The sequence below is a fragment of the Cellulosimicrobium sp. NPDC057862 genome, assembly GCF_042797035.1.
GTDB lineage: Bacteria > Actinomycetota > Actinomycetes > Actinomycetales > Cellulomonadaceae > Cellulosimicrobium.
Window position 1 is genome coordinate 311,854 of the sequence record NZ_JBHVMH010000002.1, and the last position, 18,691, is coordinate 330,544.

Consider the following 18,691-nt stretch of genomic DNA (forward strand, 5'->3'; position numbering starts at 1 on the left):
GACCCTCCGGTCGTCCGCCGTGGCAGCCTACGACGTTACGCCAATCGCGCCAGCCGCACCCTACCGCCGAACCGGACGGGCGTCCGGGCGGGCTGTGGACTGGCGGACGAGCAGCAGGACGGCGAACGCCGCGGCGGTCACCGCGAGCACCCCCGCGACCCCGCCGGCGTAGGCGGTGACCTCCTGCGCGGTCGTCGTGTCCCACGTCGCGGGCGTCGCCCGCAGCGCGAGCGCCGCCGCCGCACCGGCCGCGCCGGCCCCGAGGAGGAGCAGCACGGCCATGCCGGTCGACCCCGGCGACGAGCCGGCGCCCGGGTCGAGCGCGGAACGCGGCGTGAAGGCGCACACGAGCGCGGCCCACGCGAGGACGACCAGGACCGCGGCGACGACGTCGCTCGGCCGGTGCCACTGCCCGACGAGCGTCGAGACCCCGGTCGCGGCCGTGTACGCGCCGCCGAGGACCGCCACGAGCGGACGGGCCGCGCGCGGCACGACGAGCAGCAGGGCCGCGGCGACCGACCCGGCGACGGTGGTGTGGCCGCTGGGCAGCGAGTTCTCCCAGTGCCAGCCGCCGATGAGCTCCTCGCGGCCGAGGAGCGAGTGCTTGACGAGCTGCGTCGTGACGTTCGCCCCCACGACGAGGAACGCCACCTGCACGGCGAGGCCCCAGCGGCGGCGCAGGAGCGCGATGCCCATGGCAGCGCCGAGGCCGCCGACGACGAACGCGACCGAGACCGTGTCCAGGACCGGCTCGGCCACCGCCCAGAGCTCGCCCTGGCCGGTGACGGCGCCGTCGAACGCAGCACGCTCCAGCATCTGCCCGGCGAAGGTGTCGACGAAGAACCGCCACACGAGCCACGCGCCGGCGACGGCGAGCACCGCCACGACGGCGGCGACGACCCGCGACGCGGTGCTCGGGCCGTCCGCCTCGACGGTCGGGACGGGGCGGGGCGCCGGCTGCGGCGCCGACGGGTAGGACGCGCCGGGCGGGTACGGGCCGGGCAGCGGGTACGGGGCCGCGGGGGGCGGAGCGACCGGCGGGTGCGGGGCTCCGGAGGGCGCGGGCGGCAGCACCGGCGGCGTCGCCGGGAGCGGTCGCGTTCCCGTCCCGCCGCTGGTCGGCAGCGGCCGGGTCGGGGCGTGGTCGGCAGGCATCCCTCCACGGTAGAGGACGCGTGTGTGCGTTCGGGGAAGACGGCGGGCAGAGCCTCCGTGCGCTACTCCCCCGCGCTGGGCACGAGCCGCGTGAGGATGAGCGACGCTGCCGGGCTCGTCGGCTGGGGCGACGCGTACGGGTCGGCGTCGGACGGGAAGCCGGTGTACGCGACGGTCGAGTACTGGGCGGCCGTCGGCCGGCCGAGGAGCGGGATCGCGGGGACCTGGTCCACGTAGACGTGCTGGATCGTGGCCAGCGCCGCGGCGCGCTCCGCCTCGTCGGTCGACGACGAGTAGGTCAGGAACGCGGCGTCGGCGTCGGCGTCCTGGAACCGCCCGAAGTTGGCCTCGGCGCTGGTGCCCAGAGGGCGCAGGTGGGCGCCGTTCATCTGGCTCGAGTACGTGTCCCAGGGCGTCGCGCCACCGTCGGTCCAGTGCATCGACGCCTGGAAGTCGCCCTTGCCGATCTTGTCGAACCACTCGGCCTCGTCCTGCCCCTCCACGGTCGCGACGATGCCGAGCCGCGCGGCCGCCTCCTTGACCGCCTCGAGCTCCCACATGTAGTCGGTCCACCCGGAGGGGTTCGTCAGCGTGAAGGTGACGGGCGTGCCCTTCTCGTCCTGGAGGACGCCGTCCACCAGGACGTAGCCCGCGTCCTCGAGGATCGCGGTGGCGCCGGGGACGTCGACCGTGAGGACCCGGTCGGCGAGCTCGGGAGCGACGAACGGGTCGCCGGCCGGCAGCGGCAGCCCCGTCGCGCTGCGCAGCGCGGGCCAGACGCCGGAGGTGGCGTAGTTCGAGATGCCCTCACGGTCGAGCACGGCGTTCAGCGCGCGCCGCACGGCGACGTCGTCGAACGGCGACACCTGCGTGTTGAGGAAGAGCGCGTCGATCGCCAGACCGGTCGGGGCGAACTGGTGGAGGTGGTCGGGGTCGGCGGCGAGGTAGACCCTCTCGTAGCCGGGGATGTACGCCCAGCCCCACTGCACCTCGCCGCTCACGTACGCCGCCGTGAGCGAGTCGTTGTCCGGGTACGCGACGTACCGCAGCTCGGGGACGGCGAGGGGCCCGCCCCAGTAGTCGTCCCGGGCGACGAGCGTGACGCCGTCGGCCGCGAACTCCTCCAGGACGTACGGTCCCGTGCCGACGGGGTCGACGTCCGGGTCCTCCAGGAGAGCCTCGGCGGGACGGTCGGCCCACACGTGCTCGGGCACGACGAACGTGTTGATCGCCTTCGTGCGGTTGACGTACTGGCCGCTCCCGAACGTCACGACGACGTCCCGCCCCTCGACGCGGACGTCCTCGTACGGGAGGAGGTCGGGGTTGAGCGCGGGGTCGTCCCTGCGGAGCCCGAACGTGAAGGCGACGTCGTCGGGCGTGAGGGGCTCGCCGTCGGACCAGAGCACGCCCTCGCGCACCGTGACCCGCAGCTCCGTGTAGCCCGCGTCCCAGGACCAGGCGCTCGCCAGCCAGGGCGTCGGGTCCTGGGCGGGGTCGACGAGGTTGACCTGCGCGAGCGGCTCGTAGAGGACGTTCGCGTACCCGAGCTTCTGCGCGGCGGACCCGCTGTCGAAGGGGTTGTTGTCCTCCTCGTCCACCGAGTTGGGCATCCCGATCGTCAGCACGGGGGAGGCCGCCTCGGGCGTCGGCTCCTGGGCCGGGCTCACCAGGCCGCAGGCCGAGGCGACGAGCACGGCGGGGACGGCGACGAAGGCGGCGGCCGCGCGACGCGCCGCGGCGCGGACGGGACGGCAGGCGTCGGTGCGAGTGGTCACGCGGGGCTCCTCAGCGAGTCCGTGATCTGCGGCGACGCCGGGCGCTCCGTCGCCCTCGACGCCATTCCGGAGCCGATTCAACCACACATTACTGACGAGTCAGTAAGAGAAAGCGGGTCACAGTATGGTTACCGTCATGACCGACGCCACCCCCGCGCGGAGCGCCACCGACGCCGCTCCCGCGCGGACGCCCCGCCCCCGCCGCACGCGACCGGCGACGCTCGAGCGCCGCGAGGAGATCCTGCGCGCGGCGATGCGCGTGTTCGGGTCCAAGGGCTACCACCAGGGTTCGCTCGCCGAGGTCGCCGAGCAGGTGGGCATCACCCACGCCGGGGTGCTGCACCACTTCGGCTCCAAGGACCGCCTGCTCACCGAGGTGCTGGAGTTCCGGGACCGCGTCGACGTCGAGCACCTCGAGGGGCAGCACATCCCGGGCGGGCTCGACCTCTTCCGGCACCTCGTCAAGACCGCCGCGATCAACGCGGAGCGGCCCGGGATCGTCCAGGCCTACACCGTGCTCACGGGCGAGGCCGTCACCGACGGCCACCCGGCCAGCGCCTGGGTCACCGAGCGCTTCACCGGGCTGCGCGCGGACATCGCGGGCGCGCTGCGCGAGGTGATCGAGGAGCGCCGCGCCGCAGGGGACACCGAGACGGACTACGAGCTCACGGACGCCGCGCTCGACCTCGCCGCGTCCACGATCATCGGCGCGATGGACGGTCTCCAGATCCAGTGGCTCCTCGACCCCGACGCCGTGGACCTCGCCGAGTCGACCGCGTTCGCGATCGAGGCGATCCTCGCCTCGACCCTCGCCGGGGCCCGGCGACCGCGACCCCTCGACTGACGACCGCCGTCGGGCACGGCCCCGCCGTGGCACCGGACCGGTGCCGCGACCGGAGCCCTACCTCGCGGCGGGCTCGGGTTCCGGCGCTGTCGTGACGTCCGTGCCCGACGGCGGCGCCTCGCCGGCCGTGCGACCGTCGCGGTACGCGGCGATCGACAGGGTCCGCAGGCGTGACGACCGGCCCGACGGGTTGTCCACGAACCCGACGGCCGAGATGTACGGCTCGATGACGTGGATCTTCTGCAACGGCGTGACGATGAGCAGCTGGAGCCCCAGGCGGCGGAACAGCTCGAGCGCGAACCGCGTCGACTCGTCCGACCCCCGGCCGAACGCCTCGTCGATGACGACGAACCGGAACGCCGTCGAGCGCACCGCACCCCAGTCGAGCTTGAACTGGTAGGCGAGCGACGCCGCGAGCACCGTGTACGCGAGCTTCTCCTTCTGCCCGCCGGACTTGCCGCCCGAGTCGGAGTAGTGCTCGTGCTCGGAGTCGTCGGCGCGCGACCGCTCCGACGCGGAGAGCACGAACCAGTTGCGCACGTCCGTCACGCGTCGGCGCCAGGCCTCGTCGAGGTCGGTCATGCCCTCGCGCCCGCGGAACCGCTCGACGAGCGCCTTGACGCGCAGGAACCGGTCCTCCGAGTACGACAGCGCGGCGGTGTCCCCCGCGACGGACCCGTCGCCCTCGGCGAGCGCGCGGTCGTCCTCCGCGAGGATCCCGTCCCCGTCGGTGCACGCGCGCAGGTCCTGCTGGAACTCGCGCACCTCGAGGTTCGGCGTGCGCGACATCTCGAGCCGGATGTAGCGGCCCGGGTTGTAGTCGATCGCGCGGAGCGAGTCGTTGATCGTGTCGATCCGGTCGCGGATGACGTCGGCCTGCTTGGCGAGCTCCGCCGCGAAGCCCGCGATGTCGCGGATCGCGTTGGTGTTGAGGTACGCCTTGAAGTCGGCCTCGAACCGGGGGAGGTCGTCGCGGACGAGGCGGTCGTGGATCTCGCGGTAGCCGTCGGCCGACCGCACGTCCGCGTCGAGCTCGGCCGTCTCGACGGGGTACGCCGAGCGGAAGGACGCCATCTGCCCCGCGACCCGCGTCCCGAGGTCGGCACGCTCGCGCTGCGCCTGCTCCGCCTCGGCCGTGAGCCGCGAGCGCACCGCGTTCTCGACGGCGTCCAGGTCGGCCGCGCGCGTCGGGCCGGTCGCGCCGTTCCCGTCGGCGTCGGCGGGGCCGACCGCCGCGAGCTCGCGGTCGAACTCCGCGGCGAGCGCCGCCGTCGTCGCCTCGTCGAGCGTCTCGCCCGCGCCGTCGAGCACCGCCCGCGCCCGCTCGCGCGCGGTGCGCGCCTCGTCGAGCGCGTGCCGGTCGGCGCCCAGCGTCGCGACGACGCGGTCGCGCTCCGCCTCGAGCTCCGCCTGGCGGCGAGCGTTGTCGTCGAGGAGCGCCGCGAGCCGGCCGAGCTCGTCGCTCGCCTGCTCGAGGCGCCGCTTCTCCTCCGCGAGCTCCGCGATGCGTGCCGTCTCGGCGCCCCGGTCGAGCTCGTCCCAGTCGCGGTAGACGTCGAGCCGCCCGAGCGCGGCCGCGCGCGCCTGGAGCTCGCCGCGCGCGGCGGCGGCCTCGTCGCGGCGCCGCGCGAGCGTGTCGCGCCTCGCGGTCACCTCGGCCGCCTGCTCCAGCAGCGCGTCGATCTTGGCCTGCGTCGACCACCCGAGCACGTAGCCGCGGCGGTCGTCGACGGCACGCGTGTCGTTCTTCTCGTGGTGGTCCGGCGAGTGCTTGACCTGGCCGGCGCGCGTGATCGCGCGGGGCAGCCGGCGGAAGGCGTCGAGGTCGGGCGCGCACGCATGGTCGGCGCGGCGCTCCAGCTCGGCCTCGACCCACGCCGTGAGCGACGGTGCGTCGTCGAGGCGGCGCACGTCGAGCAGGTCGGCGAGCAGCGGGACGTCGTCGCGCGGCGCGGGCCGGGCGGCCGGCACGCGCTCGGGCACCCGGTGGTACACGAGCCGCAGGCCCAGGTGCTCGCGGTCGACCCACGCGGCGACGGCCTCGTAGTGCGCCGCCGGCACGAGGAGGGAGAGGGCGAAGCCGCGCAGCACGCGCTCGGCCGCGCCCTCCCAGTCGGCGTGCTCGGGTCGTACCGCGAGCAGCTCGCCCACGAACGGGACGTCGCCCGGCGAGAGCCCGACGCCGGCGCACAGCCGGTCGCGGACCTCCAGGTGGGTGCGCGGCAGGTTCGAGCGGCGGTCGGCGAGGCTCGCGAGCTCGGCCTTGACGTCGGCGGTCTCCTGCTCGACGGCGCGCAGCTCCGCGGCGACCTCGCTCGCCCGCTCCTCCGCCCCGGCGAGGTCGTCGCGCACACGCCCCGCGGCGTCGTCGGCCGAGCGCCGCAGCGCGGCGAACGCCTCGGCGTCGACGAGCGCGGCCGCCACGGCCGCCGCCCCGCCGCCGAACCCGGGGTTGTCGACACCACGGCCGCCGAACCCGGGGATGTGGCCGGGCTCGACGCCCGGGGGTGCGGCAGCCCCGGGGTCGGCGCCTTCGGCGCCGCCGAGCGTGAGGCCCGCCGCGGCGGCGTAGCCCGCGAGCTGTGCGACGCGGCGCTCGCGCGCGGCGCGCTCGACCTCGCGGCGCGCGACCTCGCCCTCGATCGCCGCGAGCCGGTCGCCGCCGTGGCCCGCGCGCTCGAGCTCGAGCCGCTGCCGCTCGGCCGCGAGGAGTCCCAGCTCGTCGCCGACCCGCTGCCGGCGAGACTCGCCGTCGGCGACGCGCTCGTCGAGCGCGCCGATCAGCCCGTCGAGGTCGGCCACGCGGCGCGACGCCGTGAAGGCGCGCAGCGCGTCGCGCCGGGCCACGAGCGCCGCGGAGCGCTCCCCCAGCGCGTCGTGCGCGTCGCAGTCGGCGAGCAGCGGCGCGAGGCGCTCGATCTGCGCGGTGGCCCGCACGACGGCGTCGTGCGCGCTCGTCAGGTCGTCGAAGTGCGCGACGAGCCGGTCCGTCCAGCGGTCGGCGTCGAACGGCTCGAGCATGTGCTCGCGCACGAACTCGCCGAGGTCGCCGACCGACTTCATGGACACGGTCTGGTGGAACAGGTCCATCGCCTGCTCCGACGGGATGCCGAGCAGGCGGCGGAAGTCGCGGCCGTACTCGGGGAAGTGGTCGCGCACCTGGGCGCCGGACTCGCGCAGCCGTCGCCGCAGCGCTGCCACGTCGCCGCCGAACCCCGCGAAGTCCTCGGTGATCGTCAGCGGCCGGTCGGCCGTGACGAAGAACCGGTCCGGCTGGCCCGACTGCCCCGGGGCGAGCCAGAACACCTGGGCGAGCGTGACCTCCTGGTCGAACCCACGGTTGGAGAAGCGGCCCAGCACCACCGAGTACGTGCCGCGCTCGCGCAGCCCGACGTGGCGCGTCGTCCCGGTCGCCTCGTCGCGCTCGGACTTGAAGTGCCCCGCGACGTACGAGCGCAGGGACCGCTCGCGCGCACCCGCTCCCGCGGCCTTGTTGTAGGAGATGCGGTGCGACGGCACGAGCAGCGTCGTCACGGCGTCGACGATGGTCGACTTGCCCGACCCGATGTCGCCCGTGAGGAGCGCGTTGCGACCGTCGAGGTCGAACGCCCACACGCGCTGGTCGAAGGTGCCCCAGTTGAGCACCTCGAGCCGCTCGAGGCGGAAGCCCGCCCGGGCGTCGAGGTCCGCCGCCGGGTCGTGCAGCTCGACCGCGCTGAACAGGCCCTCCATCACGCCACCGTCCTCGTCGTCGTGCCTGCGCTCGTCGCTGCACTCGTCCCCGTGCTCGTGCCGGTGCCCGCCGTGCCCGACGCCGTCCCGCGCGCCCCGCCGTCGGCGGCGAGCTCCAGGTACTGCGCGAGGCGCGCGTCGAAGTCCGCGAGCCACTGCGCGTCCACGAACGCCTTGAGGATGCGCCGCACCTCGTACCGTCGCGCGTCTCCCCCCGCGGGCTCGGAGCCGTCGTCGCCCGGGGCCGTCCCGCCGTCGGGCGAGCCGTCCAGGTCGGGACGACCCGCCGGTCGCAGGAACCCGAGCTCCACGACGCGTCGCACGAGCCCGTCGACCCGGTCGACGAGCCGCGCCTCGTTGGCCGCCGCCCCGGCGTCCTGCGCGAGGAAGACCCGCAGCAGGTCGACGATCTCCGTGCGCGCGAGCACGAGCCGCGTCTCGCCGCCCTCGGAGTCCGCCTGCGCGAGCCGCTTGCGCAGCAGCGCGAGCAGCAGGCTCACGTCGAACGGCAGCTCGCGGCGCGGGATCAGGCGGGGCACGCGCTCGTCGCGCTCGTGCTCGGGCTGCGAGCGCAGGTAGGCGTAGCCGTCGCCCTCGTCGACGACGACCTGGAGGCCCATCATCGCGACGGTGTCGCGCACCTGGGCCTCGCGCGCGAGCAGGTCGCGCCACAGCGCCTCGCCGGACTCGCGGTAGACGACGCCCTTGAGCAGCGACGTCACGACGACGGACAGCTCCGGGTCGCGCGCGGTGCGGGTGGTGCTCACGGGGTCTCCTCCCGGGCGGGTTCGGCGGTGTCGTGGTGGTGCTCGTCGGGTCGGGTCGCGGACGAGCCGTCCAGGACGGCGTCGCGCAGCGCCGGCGGCGCCCCGCCTCCCGCCGCCCCGGTACGCCGCGCGTAGGTGACGCGTGGCAGGCGCGCGACGCGCACCACGGGGTCCGGCGCGCCGTCCTCCGCGACGGGCCCCGCCGGGGCCTCGCCCTCCCAGCGCACCTCGTCGGTGCGCTCGTCGTCGTGCACGACGACGAAGCGCGGGTCCTCCAGCGACAGGTACGTCACGAGCTCGGCCAGGCCGTGCTCGAGCGGCGCCGCCTCGAGCAGGTCGGCGAGCGCGACCTCCCCCGGGCCGCCCGGGGCGGTGAGCGTCGCGCGGACCGTGCGCGCGAGCCGCTCGGGGTCCACGTGCACCTGCTCGTAGAGCGCGTCGACCTCGAAGTCGTCGTCACCGGCCTCGACGTGGTCGGAGTCGAGCCGCGCCGTGGGACGCGGCGTGAACAGCGGCCTCTCCGTGGGCAGCACGACCTCCGGGGCGACGGCGTCGATCGCCATGCCCGGCGGGCCGCCCGGTCCTCGGCGGACGTCGCGCGCGGCGAGCGCCCTGGCCTCGACGCCGCGCAGGATGTCCATGACGCGCCGGTTCTCCAGCCACACCTGGTCGTCGAGGAAGCGGCGGAGCTGCTCCGAGAGCGTCCGCACGGTCGCCTGCGTGCGCTCGCCGGCGTCGAGCCAGTCGTAGTGGACGCGGCGCAGCCGGCGGTGCTCCTGCTCCCGCGCCGCCGCGTCCGTCGCGGCGGCGTCCACGTCCGGCCCGGGCGCCCCCGGCGCCGGCCGGACGACGTCGGGCGCGATCGCGTCGAGCGACTGCACGCGATCGACGAGCGCGGCGAACTCCTCCTGGCGACGACGGTCGAGCAGGAAGTCGTAGAAGGCGTGGAACGAGCGGCCCTGGTCGGACTCCGCGATCGCCGTGCGCGACCGCACGACCTCCTCGAGCAGCTCGCCCTTGGCGCCGTCCCAGCCGGTGATGCGCTCGCGCAGCTCGCGGTCGAGCGAGCGGAAGTTCGCCTCGACCTCGCGGAAGTCCGACAGGAGCTCGGCCGCGGTCTGCGTGAGCTGCTGGTAGCGGTCGCGCTGCGCGGCGGCGTCGAGCACGGCCACGCGCCCGGCGCGCACCTGCGCGATCTCCTCGTCGATGGCGGCGCGCCGGTCCTCGAGCTCGCGCAGGCGCTCGGCCGGGTCGGTCTGCGTGCCGACGGCGAGCTGGCGCAGCAGCTCGAAGACGGTGTTGAGCCGGGACTCCGTGCCGACGAACCCCCGGCCGCGCAGCGACGCGACCCAGCGCACGGCCTGCTCGACGGCGGGCGTCGCGTCGTAGTGCGGCTCGCCGGAGCTCGGCGGGTACCAGGCGCGCAGCCAACCCTGGTCCGGGTGCGCCCAGTGGTCGACGTACGCCTGCGGGGCGCGCGGGTAGCGCGGCTCCGCTCCGGAGGCCCGCGCGGACCGGCCGTCGACCGCCCACAGGTGGTCGTCGAGCCGCGCGACGAGCTCGCTCTCGGGGATCGCGCGCACGTTGTCCTCGACGAACAGCGTGCCGAGGAACGACAGCACGAGCGGCGCCGTGTCCGCGCGCAGGAGCCGCCACGCCGCGCTCGACCGTCGCAGGGAGTCGACGTCGTCGTGCTGCACGCAGGTCCTCTCGGGCGGGTGGGCTGGGTCCGGTCGGCGCCGCGGGGAGCAGGGCGCCCCCAGATCTTAGGCGGGGACGCTCACGTCGCCGGGACGACCCACCGAGCGGTAACGCCCGACGCCGGCGCCGACGCGACGGCGAGCGATGCACCAGCGCTCGAGGGGTGCGCGTGGAGGTGCACCTCTCACGCCGCGGCACATCGCTCGGCAGCGGCCTGAGCGCAGGCCCCGGATCCGGGACCATGGTCCCTGTCGGCGCCGGGTCCGCGCTTCGTAACCTGGGTGCGGCGCCGAGCCGGCAGCGCGCCCACCCTGCCGGCCGGCGCCACCTTCTGCCCGCCCGCCGGTGCGTCCCCCGACCCGGCGGGGCCCCGCGGACCCGAGGACCGCCCGTGACCGGAACGACCACCGCCCTGTCGGACGACGCGCGACCGGGCGACCGGACGCCGTCGGGCACGGGGGGCGAGCCGGACGCGGCGTTCGACCCGTTGGCCCGCCCGACCGGCTGGACGCACTCCCGCGGCGTGCTGTTCGGCGAGATGCTGCTGTTCGGCCTGCTCAGCCTCACCGCGGCGTTCGTGCTGTCGTACGACGCCGTGCTCCTTGCCGCCAACCCCACCGCCACGCTGTCGTGCGACGTCAACACGGTGCTGTCGTGCGGGACGGTCGCCCAGTCGTGGCAGGCGCAGGTCTTCGGGTTCCCCAACGCGTTCCTCGGCCTGATCGCGGAGCCGATCGTCATCACGACGGCGGTCGCGGCGCTGGGCGGGACGCGGTTCCCCCGCTGGTTCCTCTTCGCCGCGCAGTGCGTGTACTTCCTGGGCGTCGTGTTCGCGTACTGGCTCTTCTACCAGTCGATGTTCGTCATCGGCGCGCTGTGCCCGTGGTGCCTGCTCATCACGGTCTCGACGACGCTCGTCTTCGCGTCGCTCCTGCACTGGAACGTGCTGGAGGACAACCTGTACCTGCCGCGGGCGGCGCAGGCACGGATGCTCGGCTTCGTCCGCTCGGGGGCCTTCGGGTACCTCGTGGCCGCGTGGCTCGTGGCGCTCGCGATCCTCGTCGTGCTCAAGTACGGCCCGGCGCTGCTGGCGTGACGGTACCTTCGCGCACGAGCGGCACCGAGCACGACCCCGCACGCCGCCGAGCACGAGGCTGCTCCCGGGTAGACGACGGGACGACGGCAACCTCGTGCTCGGCGGTCGGACGGTCAGAGACTGTCAGGGCGGCTCAGGGGGTCGTGGCGCCCAGCGAGTAGGCGCCCGAGCCTGCGTACGCGTGCACGACGAACCGGTAGTAGCCCGCCGCGCCGCTGTACGTCAGGGACTCGTTCGCCCCCGGCGACGTGGACTGTGCCACGCTCGACCACGTCGACCCGTTCCACCGCTGGAGATACAGGTCGTAGTCGCTCCCGCTCGGGCCCGTCACGCACGCGCGGTGGGTCCCGGACGTCGCGGCCGTGTAGTACGACCCGTTCGGCTGGACGGCCGTCGCCCCGGCCGAGAGCGTCCCGGTGTACGTGCGGGCGTAGCCGGTGCAGCCCGTCGGGGGCTCGGGGTCGCCGCCCCCGCCGCCGCTCGTGACGAGCGTGAGCCCGTACGCGGAGAGGATCTCGCCGACGGGCTGGAAGTAGGTCGTGCCGCCGGAGCTGCAGTTGCCCGACCCGCCCGACGTCACGCCCTGCGCCTGGTTGCCGGCGATGAGCGACCCGCCGGAGTCCCCCGGCTCGGCGCACACGTTCGTGCGGATGAGCCCGCTCACGGTGCCCTGCGGGTAGGTGACCGAGGCGTTGTACGCCTGCACCGTCCCGCAGTGCCAGCCCGTCGTGGAGCCCGACCGGCACACCGACGCCCCGACCGGCGCCTGCGTCGCCCCGGCCACGGCCACGCGGCCGCCCGCGTAGTTGTTCACCGCGCCCACCGGGGTGTTGCCCGCGTCGACCTGGACCCAGGCGTAGTCGTTGCCGGGGAAGCTCGACCCGCGGAACGTGCCGGCCGGGCCGGAGGTGCGCGCGCCGGTCGAGCCGCAGTGCCCGGCGGTGACGAACCCACCCTGGACCGCGAACCCGACCGAGCACCGGCTCCCGCCGCCGATCGTGTAGGCGTTGCCGCCGACGACGTCGATCAGCGGACGCGGGGTCTCCGCCGTCTCCTCGTACGCCACCGCGTCCGCGGGCACGCCCGCCGCGGCGACCTGCGCGGCGACGTCGGCCTCGCCGCCGTCGCGCACGGAGACGACGACGCGGTTGCGCGTCACGTCGACGTACCAGCCCGGCAGCGCCGCCGGGTCGTCGGCGAGCGCGCCGTCGAGCGTCGCCCGCCACGTCTCGAGGTCGGCGAGCGCGTGGTCCACGCTCACCGCGGTGGCGCCCTCGGCCCGCACCGCGCGGGCGTCGGCGGCGTCGGTGACGCCGACGTAGAGCACGTTCGCGGAGTCGTCGACCCAGGCGCCCGCGTAGTCGGCGCCCAGACGGCGCTCGAGCGCCGCCTCGGTGCCCGCCGCGTCGGACTGGAAGGCGAGCCGCGTCCGTGCGTCCCGCGCGCTCAGGCCCAGGTCGCGCTGGAGCGCACGCTCCAGGCCGGGGGTCGTCTTGGGGACCGCGCGCACCGTCGCGCGCTGGTCCTCGGGGGCGGGCGTGCCCGCGACGGCGTGCGTCGCGGCCGCGCCCGTCAGGAGCGTCGCGGCGGCGGTGACCGCGGCGATCCTCCTGCGGAGTGGTCGTGTCATGTCGTCCATTCCCTTCGCCGGGCCCGGGTGGCCCGGTCGAGGGCCACGCTAGGGAGACGTCCAGGGCGCGCCCAGATCACGATCAGGTCATACGCGGGCGCTATGTGCGGGACCGCCCCTACGCGATCTCCACCGGGTGCTCGGCGCGCCAGCGCCGGTAGCGCGGCGAGCGCTGCACCGCGTCGCGGTGGGCCCCCGCGGCGGCGCGCGCGATCACGTCCACCGGCAGGCGCTCCGCCGCGTCGCGGCGCCACCCCACGTGGTGCGTCCAGCGCAGCGGAGCCCCGTCGAGCGCGACCGTCCGCACGCCCGGCGCGTCGAGCAGCACGGGCTGGACGAGCGCGACCGCGTGGCCGCCGCGCACCTGGTCGATGCACGACGTCCGGTCCGACTCCCCCATCGCCCGCGGCGTGAAGCCCGCCCGCACGCACGCGCTCACGAAGCACCGCTCGAAGCACCCGCTGCCCGGAGCCGTGAGCCACAGCGCGTCGGCGAGCTCGCCGAGCCCGACGGTCTCCCGTGCCGCGACGGGGTGGTACTCGTCGACGAGGACGAACACGGGGTCCGTCGACACCGCCGTCCACACGAGCCCTCCGTCGGCCGGCGGGGCCGCGTCGTCGCACATGCCGACCAGCGCGACGTCGAGGGTCCCGCTCGCCAGCCGCTCCGCCGTCTCCTCGACGGACCACGACGTCGCCGTGGTGACGAGGAGGTCGTCGACCCCGAGGGCCCCGGGGAGCGCAGCGTGCAGACGGCTCGCGAACAGCCCGCCGATCGCGGAGCTCACCGTCCCCACGCGGACGGACCCCGCGGTCGCCCGGTCGCTCACGTGCCGCCGCGCGTCGTCGACGAGCGCCGCCATCGCGGGCAGCACGACGCGCGCGTGGTGCAGCACCAGCTCGCCGAGCTCGGTCGGTCGCGCGCCCTGGCGGTCGCGCGTGAACACGCACCCGCCCAGCGCGCGGTCGATCCGGTTGAGCTGGGCGGTGAGGGCGGGCTGGGCGAGACCGAGCGACGCCGCCGCCTTGGTCACGCTGCCCGACTCGGCCACCACCACGATCATGCGCAGGTGACGCACCTCGAGGTCCATGCGACCTGAACGTATCGGTGCGGCCCCGCCCTGTCTCGCGGCGGTCCCGCCGGCCTCCGGGACGGCGCGAGCGCATAGGCTGCCCCCGTGAGCGCCGACGACGACGCAGGCGTCCCCCCGCCCCCGGGCTCGCGCGGGCGCGGCGGCCGCCGCCGTCAGGAGATCCTCGACGTGGCGGCGGCAGCGTTCGCGACGCGCGGCTACCACGGAGCCTCGCTCGCCGAGATCGCCGACGAGGTGGGGATCTCCGCGCCCGCGATCCTCCACCACTTCCGGACCAAGGAGGGGCTGCTCACCGCGCTCCTCCACGCGCGCGACGCCGAGGACGTGGCGGACGACGCCGGTGCCGCGCACCGTCCGCACGGGCTCGCGTACCTCGACCACCTCGTCGACACGGTCGCGCGCAACGTCGCGCGGCCGGGCATCACCCAGCTCTACGCGGTGCTGTCCGCCGAGTCCGTCACCGACGGGCACCCCGCGCAGCAGTGGTTCCGCGACCGCTATGTGGGCCTGCGCGCCCTGGTCGAGCGGGCGCTGGAGGAGGCCCTGGATCGCGGCGAGGTGCCCGTGGGCACCGACGTCGAGCAGACCGCGGCCGCGATCGTCGCGGTCATGGACGGGCTCCAGGTCCAGTGGCTCCTGGACCCCGACCGCGTCGACATGGTCGCCGTGACGCGGCGCACGATCGACGCACTCCTCGCCGCGCTCGCGCCACCGCCCGCCGAGCGCGCCTGACCGCGGCACGGCGCCGGCGCCGGCGCCACGGCTCTCAGCCGACCGGTACCAGGAAGCCGTCGCGCACGAGCCCGCGCACGGTCGGCAGCAGCTCGCCCGCGAGGTCGTCCGCCGGCACCTCGAAGAGCGCGGCGATCGCCCCGACGAGCTGCCCGACCGTGAGCTCGCCGTCGCTCGCCCCGACGAGCGCGGCGAGCCCCGTCGACGCCTGGACCGCCCGCCCGAACCCGTCGCCCTGACGCAGCAGGACGACCGTGGGGTCGGGTGCGCCCGGCGTGTGGAACCTCTCCTCGGTCACGTCGGGCGCGACGGCGAGACGCGCGCCCGCGAGCGCGGCGTCGTCGCGGGCCGTGAGCCAGTCGTGCGCCGTGAGCGCTGCCGCGAGGTGCCCCCCGAGCGGCTGGCGGACCGGACCGGTGCGTTCCTCGAGCCTGCGCAGGGTGGGGCGCGCGCCGTCGAGCGGGCGCCGCAGCGTCACGATCCCGAACCCGACGGCCTCCACGTCGCGGGCCGCGAAGTCGTCGAGCCACGCGTCGTAGGCGGCGGCCCAGGCCGCGGGCTCCCGCTCCGGGGTCGTCCCGCCGTCGCGGATCCACGTCTCCGCGTACTCGGCCGGATCCTGCACCTCGCGCTGGACCACCCAGCCGTCCAGCCCCGCCGCGTCGAGCCACGCCCCGACGCGCTCGTCCCACGGGACGCCGCGCCGGTGCTCCCAGTTGCCGAGGAGCTGGGCCACGCCTCCCGGAGCGAGCACCGCGCCGACGCCCGTCACGAGGTCGCGCACCACGTCGTCGCCCGCGCGGCCGCCGTCGCGGTACTCGTACTCGGGCAGCGCGTCCGCCCCGTCTCCCCCGCCGCGCGGGGTGATGACGAACGGCGGGTTCGACACGACCAGGTCGAACCGCTCGCCCGCCACGGGCTCGAGCATCGACCCCGCCCGGAGCTCGATCGGTGCTCCGGACCCCGCCAGCCCCGCGTCGGGCACCGTGCTGGTCGCCGCGTCGAACGCCGTGTTGAACGCTGTGTTGAACGCCGTGTTGAACGCTGTGAAGCCCAGGGCGCGACGCGAGATGTCGGTGCCGACCACCGACCGCGCGTGCCGCGCGGCGTGCAGGGCCTGGATCCCGCAGCCCGTCCCGAGGTCGAGCACGCGCCCGACCGGGGTGCGGACCGTCACCTGCGCGAGCGTCAGGGACGCCCCGCCCGCGCCGAGCACGTGGTCCGGGGCGAGCCGGCCCCCCGTCGCGAGCTCGCCCAGGTCCGAGGACAGCCACCACGTCACCGGGCCCGCCGCGTCCGACGACGCGTACGGCCGCAGGTCCACGACGGCGCGCACGGCGTCGTCGTCTGCCGCGCCCGCGGCCTCGACCAGGCCGAGCCGCCGCGCGCCGTCGACCCCCGTGCGCCCGAGCGCCGCGTCGAGCGCGGCGCGCGGGACGTCGTCGCCCAGGAGGAACAGCGCGGCCAGGGCGGCCGCGGGGTCGGAATCGCGGCCCCGCAGCGCGCGCCGCGCGGGCACGGCCTGCTCGCGGTGCAGCGCGGCGGACGCGACGGGGCCGAGCACGCGCTCGACGCCGTCGACCGTGAAGCCCGCCGCCGCGAGGTCCTCGCGCAGCCTCGCCGCGGCCGTCGCGAGCTCCGCCGGCGCCAGGCCCGCGCCGGGTGGGGGCGGGCTCACGACGGCGTCCGGCGCGGCGGGCGTGGCGGAGGCAGGGGCGGCGTCGGCGGGAGGCATGGGTCCATCCTGGCGGATCCGTCCGGGGAGGGCCGTTCCGACCCCGGACGCACCGGACCCCGGCGCGCCGAGGCGGGCCGGGGTCCGGGTGGGAGAAGGGTCGGTCAGCAGTTCTGCGTGCCGTACACCGCGACGTTCTGCGCGGAGGTCTGGAACGTCTCGTCGGTCATGGCCGACGTGATGGCGGACATGTCGGCGCTGGCCGGGTCCTCGACCGCGGTCTTGAGGGTGTCGGTGAGCTGGCGGAAGACGCCGGTCACGTTGTCCCAGTCGGCGCTGATCTCGGCGGGAGCCTCGGCGGCCTCGAGCGATGCGGTGAACGTCTCGAACTCCGTCACGGCAGCGGCCGGGTCGCTCGTGTCGATCGACCCGAGCGAGCTCTGGGCGTCGATGAGGGTCTCGTACGCGGTGCAGAAGTCGCCCGACGCCTCGGTGTCGCCGGACTCCTCCTCCGTGGGCTCCTCCGACTCGGTGGTGTCGCTGGCCTCGTCCTCGGCCGGGGTCGTCTCCTCCGACGCGGTGGTCTCGGAGTCGGTGCTCGCGTCGTCGCCCGAGCCGCTGCAGGCGGCCAGGCCGAGCACCAGCAGGGCGCTCGTCGCGAGGGCGGTCGTGCTCTTGGTGATCGTCAGTCGGTTGCGCATGAGACCCATGGTTTCCCATGCGGGCGCCCCGCGCGCCCCCAAACCGCCGAGGTGGGGACCCCTCCCCATGTGGCGAGCGCCACCGGGTGAAAGTCCGGCGAGGCCCCGGTCAGTGCGCGCAGCCTGCCCGGAAGTAGTCCGTGACGGCCTGTGACGACGTCGTGAGCGCGCCCGTGTCGATGCGTCGCCCGACGCGGTCGATCGCGCGCGACAGCTCGCCCGTGTCGCGCGCGCCGGTCGCCTCCACCTCGTCGGCGATCATCGTGAGATAGGTCGTCACGACGGCCCAGTCCCGGGCGATCTCCTCCGGCGGCGTGGCCCCCGCGAGCGTGTCGCGCGCGGTCGTGAACCCGTCGACGAGGGCCTCGGGGTGCTCGACGGTGAGGTTGACCTGCGCCTTGGCCGCGGCCCCCCACGCGACCTCCGCGTCCCGGCAGACCGGGTCGACGACAGCGGTCGGTGCGGCGGGGTCCGACGTCGCGCCGTCGTCCCCGTCTCCCGGCTCGGTCACCCCGTCGTCGGGCACCGTCCCCGGGGAGTCGGCACCGCCGCCGCCGTCCACCGGGGCGGCGTCGTCGCCCTCCGGCGCGGCGGGCGGGGAGGGCGCGGCGGCGGGTGCCGCGTCCGGCAGCGACACGACGTCGAACGCACCGCTCGCGACGACGGCGAGGCACAGCCCGGCGACGACGGCGAGGACGGCGGCGTGTGCCACGACGCGCACCGGTGATTGCATGGCCCTATGATGACGCCTCGCGCGCGCGAAGCGAACCCCGCGAGCCGTCCCGGCCCGCGGGGTCCTGACCTACCGCTCACCGTCGGCCGTCGTCAGCCCATCGTGTTGACGATGAGCCCGATGTGGGTGAAGAAGTTCATGGCGCCGAACAGCAGGAACGCCACCCCGGACAGCCCCCAGGCCCACCCGATGACGGTTCGCACGGCGCGGCGACCTGAGCGCACCGCGAACGGGAAGAGGATCGCCCCGACGCCGACGAGCGCGATGAGCCCGGACATGAAGATCGCCTCGACGAGCGGGTAGGCGGCGAACGCACCCGAGATGGGCTCCTCCGGCGGCGCGGCGAAGAGCTGGTACGAAACGCCGGCGATCGCGATGGCGACGAGCCCGAGGCCCATGCCGAGCACGAACACCGAGACCGGGCGGGCGACCGCCTGAAGGTGCTCGGTCGCGTCGGCGCGCTCCAGCGCGGTCCGGCCGCGCGTCCACAGGTAGAACGCCGCCGCGAGCAGCAGCACGCCGAACGCGAGGCTCGTCTCGCCGAAGATGATGTTGTCGAACGGGAAGCCACCCGCGGCGAGCGGCCACGTGAGCGTCATGTGCAGCCCCGTCGCCGTGAGGATCGAGCCCAGCACGCCGAACGCGAGCGACCACCCCTCGACGACGACCTTCCCCGGCGACCGCAGCAGCTCACGGCCGAGCATGACGAGCAGGATCAGCCCGGCGCCGACGGCGACGGACATCACGGTGTTGTAGGTGGGCATCTGCGCCCAGTCGATGACGAGCCCCTCGGCGGCGACCATCTCTGTCCACTCCTCGTTCGTTCCCACGAGCCGCACTCACGACTCGAGGGCAATAACCATACGCGCGTATAGGTTATTCCCCCGCCCGCTGCGCCAGCTCCGTTCACGCTGCCGGGGCGGAATCGCGCTGCTGCTCGACGACGCGTCCGACCCGCCCCCCTGGGAGAGAACCGCAGCCGCGAAGCAGAGCTGTGGGCCGTCCGAGGTAGAACCCTCATCGCGCGAAGCAGGACCGAGATTGCACGAGGTAGAAC

General features: G+C 75.4%; 14 protein-coding genes. 3 read left to right on the top strand and 11 right to left on the bottom strand.

Annotated elements, in window-relative coordinates; translation table 11 throughout:
• Positions 1-60: 60 nt before the first annotated feature.
• On the bottom strand, positions 61-1,155 hold the full coding sequence (locus tag ACFVN3_RS04055; RefSeq protein ID WP_378230817.1) for a phosphatase PAP2 family protein: 1,095 nt from the start codon (positions 1,153-1,155) through the stop codon (positions 61-63).
• A gap of 62 nt (positions 1,156-1,217) precedes the next feature.
• Complete coding sequence (locus ACFVN3_RS04060) at positions 1,218-2,930, bottom strand: ABC transporter substrate-binding protein (protein ID WP_378230819.1); 1,713 nt, start codon at positions 2,928-2,930, stop codon at positions 1,218-1,220.
• 136 nt (positions 2,931-3,066) lie between these two features.
• Here ACFVN3_RS04060 and ACFVN3_RS04065 point away from each other — a divergent pair, with 136 nt between their 5' ends.
• Entirely contained in the window at positions 3,067-3,774 is a 708-nt protein-coding gene (locus ACFVN3_RS04065) for a TetR/AcrR family transcriptional regulator (RefSeq protein ID WP_260665563.1), read from the top strand.
• 57 nt (positions 3,775-3,831) lie between these two features.
• Here the strand turns inward: ACFVN3_RS04065 and ACFVN3_RS04070 are convergent, their stop codons facing one another.
• Genes ACFVN3_RS04070 through ACFVN3_RS04080 form a run of 3 tightly spaced genes read right to left on the bottom strand, consistent with a single transcriptional unit; the run spans position 3,832 to position 9,973 of the window.
• Complete coding sequence (locus ACFVN3_RS04070; protein ID WP_378231383.1) at positions 3,832-7,506, bottom strand: ATP-binding protein; 3,675 nt, start codon at positions 7,504-7,506, stop codon at positions 3,832-3,834.
• Entirely contained in the window at positions 7,506-8,273 is a 768-nt protein-coding gene (locus ACFVN3_RS04075) for a DUF4194 domain-containing protein (protein ID WP_378230822.1), read from the bottom strand. Before ACFVN3_RS04075 ends, ACFVN3_RS04070 begins: the two co-directional genes overlap by 1 nt.
• Positions 8,270-9,973 (bottom strand): DUF3375 domain-containing protein, encoded by a 1,704-nt coding sequence (locus tag ACFVN3_RS04080; RefSeq protein WP_378230824.1) that lies wholly within the window; start codon positions 9,971-9,973, stop codon positions 8,270-8,272. Before ACFVN3_RS04080 ends, ACFVN3_RS04075 begins: the two co-directional genes overlap by 4 nt.
• Before the next feature lie 392 nt (positions 9,974-10,365).
• On the opposite strand from ACFVN3_RS04080, the gene ACFVN3_RS04085 reads away from it, so the two are divergent.
• Positions 10,366-11,070, top strand: coding sequence for a vitamin K epoxide reductase family protein (locus ACFVN3_RS04085; RefSeq protein WP_378230826.1), 705 nt, complete (start codon positions 10,366-10,368; stop codon positions 11,068-11,070).
• 133 nt (positions 11,071-11,203) lie between these two features.
• Here ACFVN3_RS04085 and ACFVN3_RS04090 read toward each other — a convergent pair whose 3' ends face one another.
• Positions 11,204-12,700, bottom strand: a complete 1,497-nt coding sequence (locus tag ACFVN3_RS04090; protein ID WP_378230828.1) for a S1 family peptidase — start codon at positions 12,698-12,700, stop codon at positions 11,204-11,206.
• Between the two features lie 118 nt (positions 12,701-12,818).
• Positions 12,819-13,790 (bottom strand): LysR family transcriptional regulator, encoded by a 972-nt coding sequence (locus ACFVN3_RS04095; RefSeq protein ID WP_378230830.1) that lies wholly within the window; start codon positions 13,788-13,790, stop codon positions 12,819-12,821.
• A gap of 87 nt (positions 13,791-13,877) precedes the next feature.
• On the opposite strand from ACFVN3_RS04095, the gene ACFVN3_RS04100 reads away from it, so the two are divergent.
• Positions 13,878-14,525 carry a TetR family transcriptional regulator gene (locus ACFVN3_RS04100; protein WP_378230832.1) on the top strand — a complete coding sequence of 216 codons (648 nt, stop codon included), beginning with the start codon at positions 13,878-13,880 and terminating at the stop codon, positions 14,523-14,525.
• A gap of 34 nt (positions 14,526-14,559) precedes the next feature.
• On the opposite strand, the gene ACFVN3_RS04105 is transcribed toward ACFVN3_RS04100, so the two are convergent.
• From ACFVN3_RS04105 to ACFVN3_RS04120, 4 genes are all read right to left on the bottom strand, one after another.
• The gene (locus tag ACFVN3_RS04105) at positions 14,560-16,260 is read right to left on the bottom strand and encodes an SAM-dependent methyltransferase (protein WP_378230834.1); all 1,701 of its coding nucleotides are present in this window, start codon (positions 16,258-16,260) and stop codon (positions 14,560-14,562) included.
• 104 nt (positions 16,261-16,364) lie between these two features.
• Positions 16,365-16,901: a hypothetical protein gene (locus ACFVN3_RS04110; protein WP_378230836.1), complete on the bottom strand. Its 537-nt coding sequence runs from the start codon at positions 16,899-16,901 to the stop codon at positions 16,365-16,367.
• Positions 16,902-17,010: 109 nt separating this feature from the next.
• Complete coding sequence (locus tag ACFVN3_RS04115) at positions 17,011-17,634, bottom strand: hypothetical protein (RefSeq protein WP_378230838.1); 624 nt, start codon at positions 17,632-17,634, stop codon at positions 17,011-17,013.
• A gap of 92 nt (positions 17,635-17,726) precedes the next feature.
• On the bottom strand, positions 17,727-18,437 hold the full coding sequence (locus ACFVN3_RS04120) for a DUF981 domain-containing protein (RefSeq protein ID WP_378230840.1): 711 nt from the start codon (positions 18,435-18,437) through the stop codon (positions 17,727-17,729).
• Positions 18,438-18,691: the final 254 nt, after the last annotated feature.

Excerpts from the sequence above, each read along its gene's own strand:
- ACFVN3_RS04090 (WP_378230828.1), bottom strand. The coding sequence starts at position 12,700 with ATGACACGACCACTCCGCAGGAGGATCGCCGCGGTCACCGCCGCCGCG.
- ACFVN3_RS04105 (WP_378230834.1), bottom strand. The coding sequence starts at position 16,260 with ATGCCTCCCGCCGACGCCGCCCCTGCCTCCGCCACGCCCGCCGCGCCG.
- ACFVN3_RS04115 (WP_378230838.1), bottom strand. The coding sequence starts at position 17,634 with ATGCAATCACCGGTGCGCGTCGTGGCACACGCCGCCGTCCTCGCCGTC.
- ACFVN3_RS04070 (WP_378231383.1), bottom strand. The coding sequence starts at position 7,506 with ATGGAGGGCCTGTTCAGCGCGGTCGAGCTGCACGACCCGGCGGCGGAC.
- ACFVN3_RS04055 (WP_378230817.1), bottom strand. The coding sequence starts at position 1,155 with ATGCCTGCCGACCACGCCCCGACCCGGCCGCTGCCGACCAGCGGCGGG.
- ACFVN3_RS04110 (WP_378230836.1), bottom strand. The coding sequence starts at position 16,901 with ATGCGCAACCGACTGACGATCACCAAGAGCACGACCGCCCTCGCGACG.
- ACFVN3_RS04095 (WP_378230830.1), bottom strand. The coding sequence starts at position 13,790 with ATGGACCTCGAGGTGCGTCACCTGCGCATGATCGTGGTGGTGGCCGAG.
- ACFVN3_RS04065 (WP_260665563.1), top strand. The coding sequence starts at position 3,067 with ATGACCGACGCCACCCCCGCGCGGAGCGCCACCGACGCCGCTCCCGCG.
- ACFVN3_RS04120 (WP_378230840.1), bottom strand. The coding sequence starts at position 18,437 with ATGGTCGCCGCCGAGGGGCTCGTCATCGACTGGGCGCAGATGCCCACC.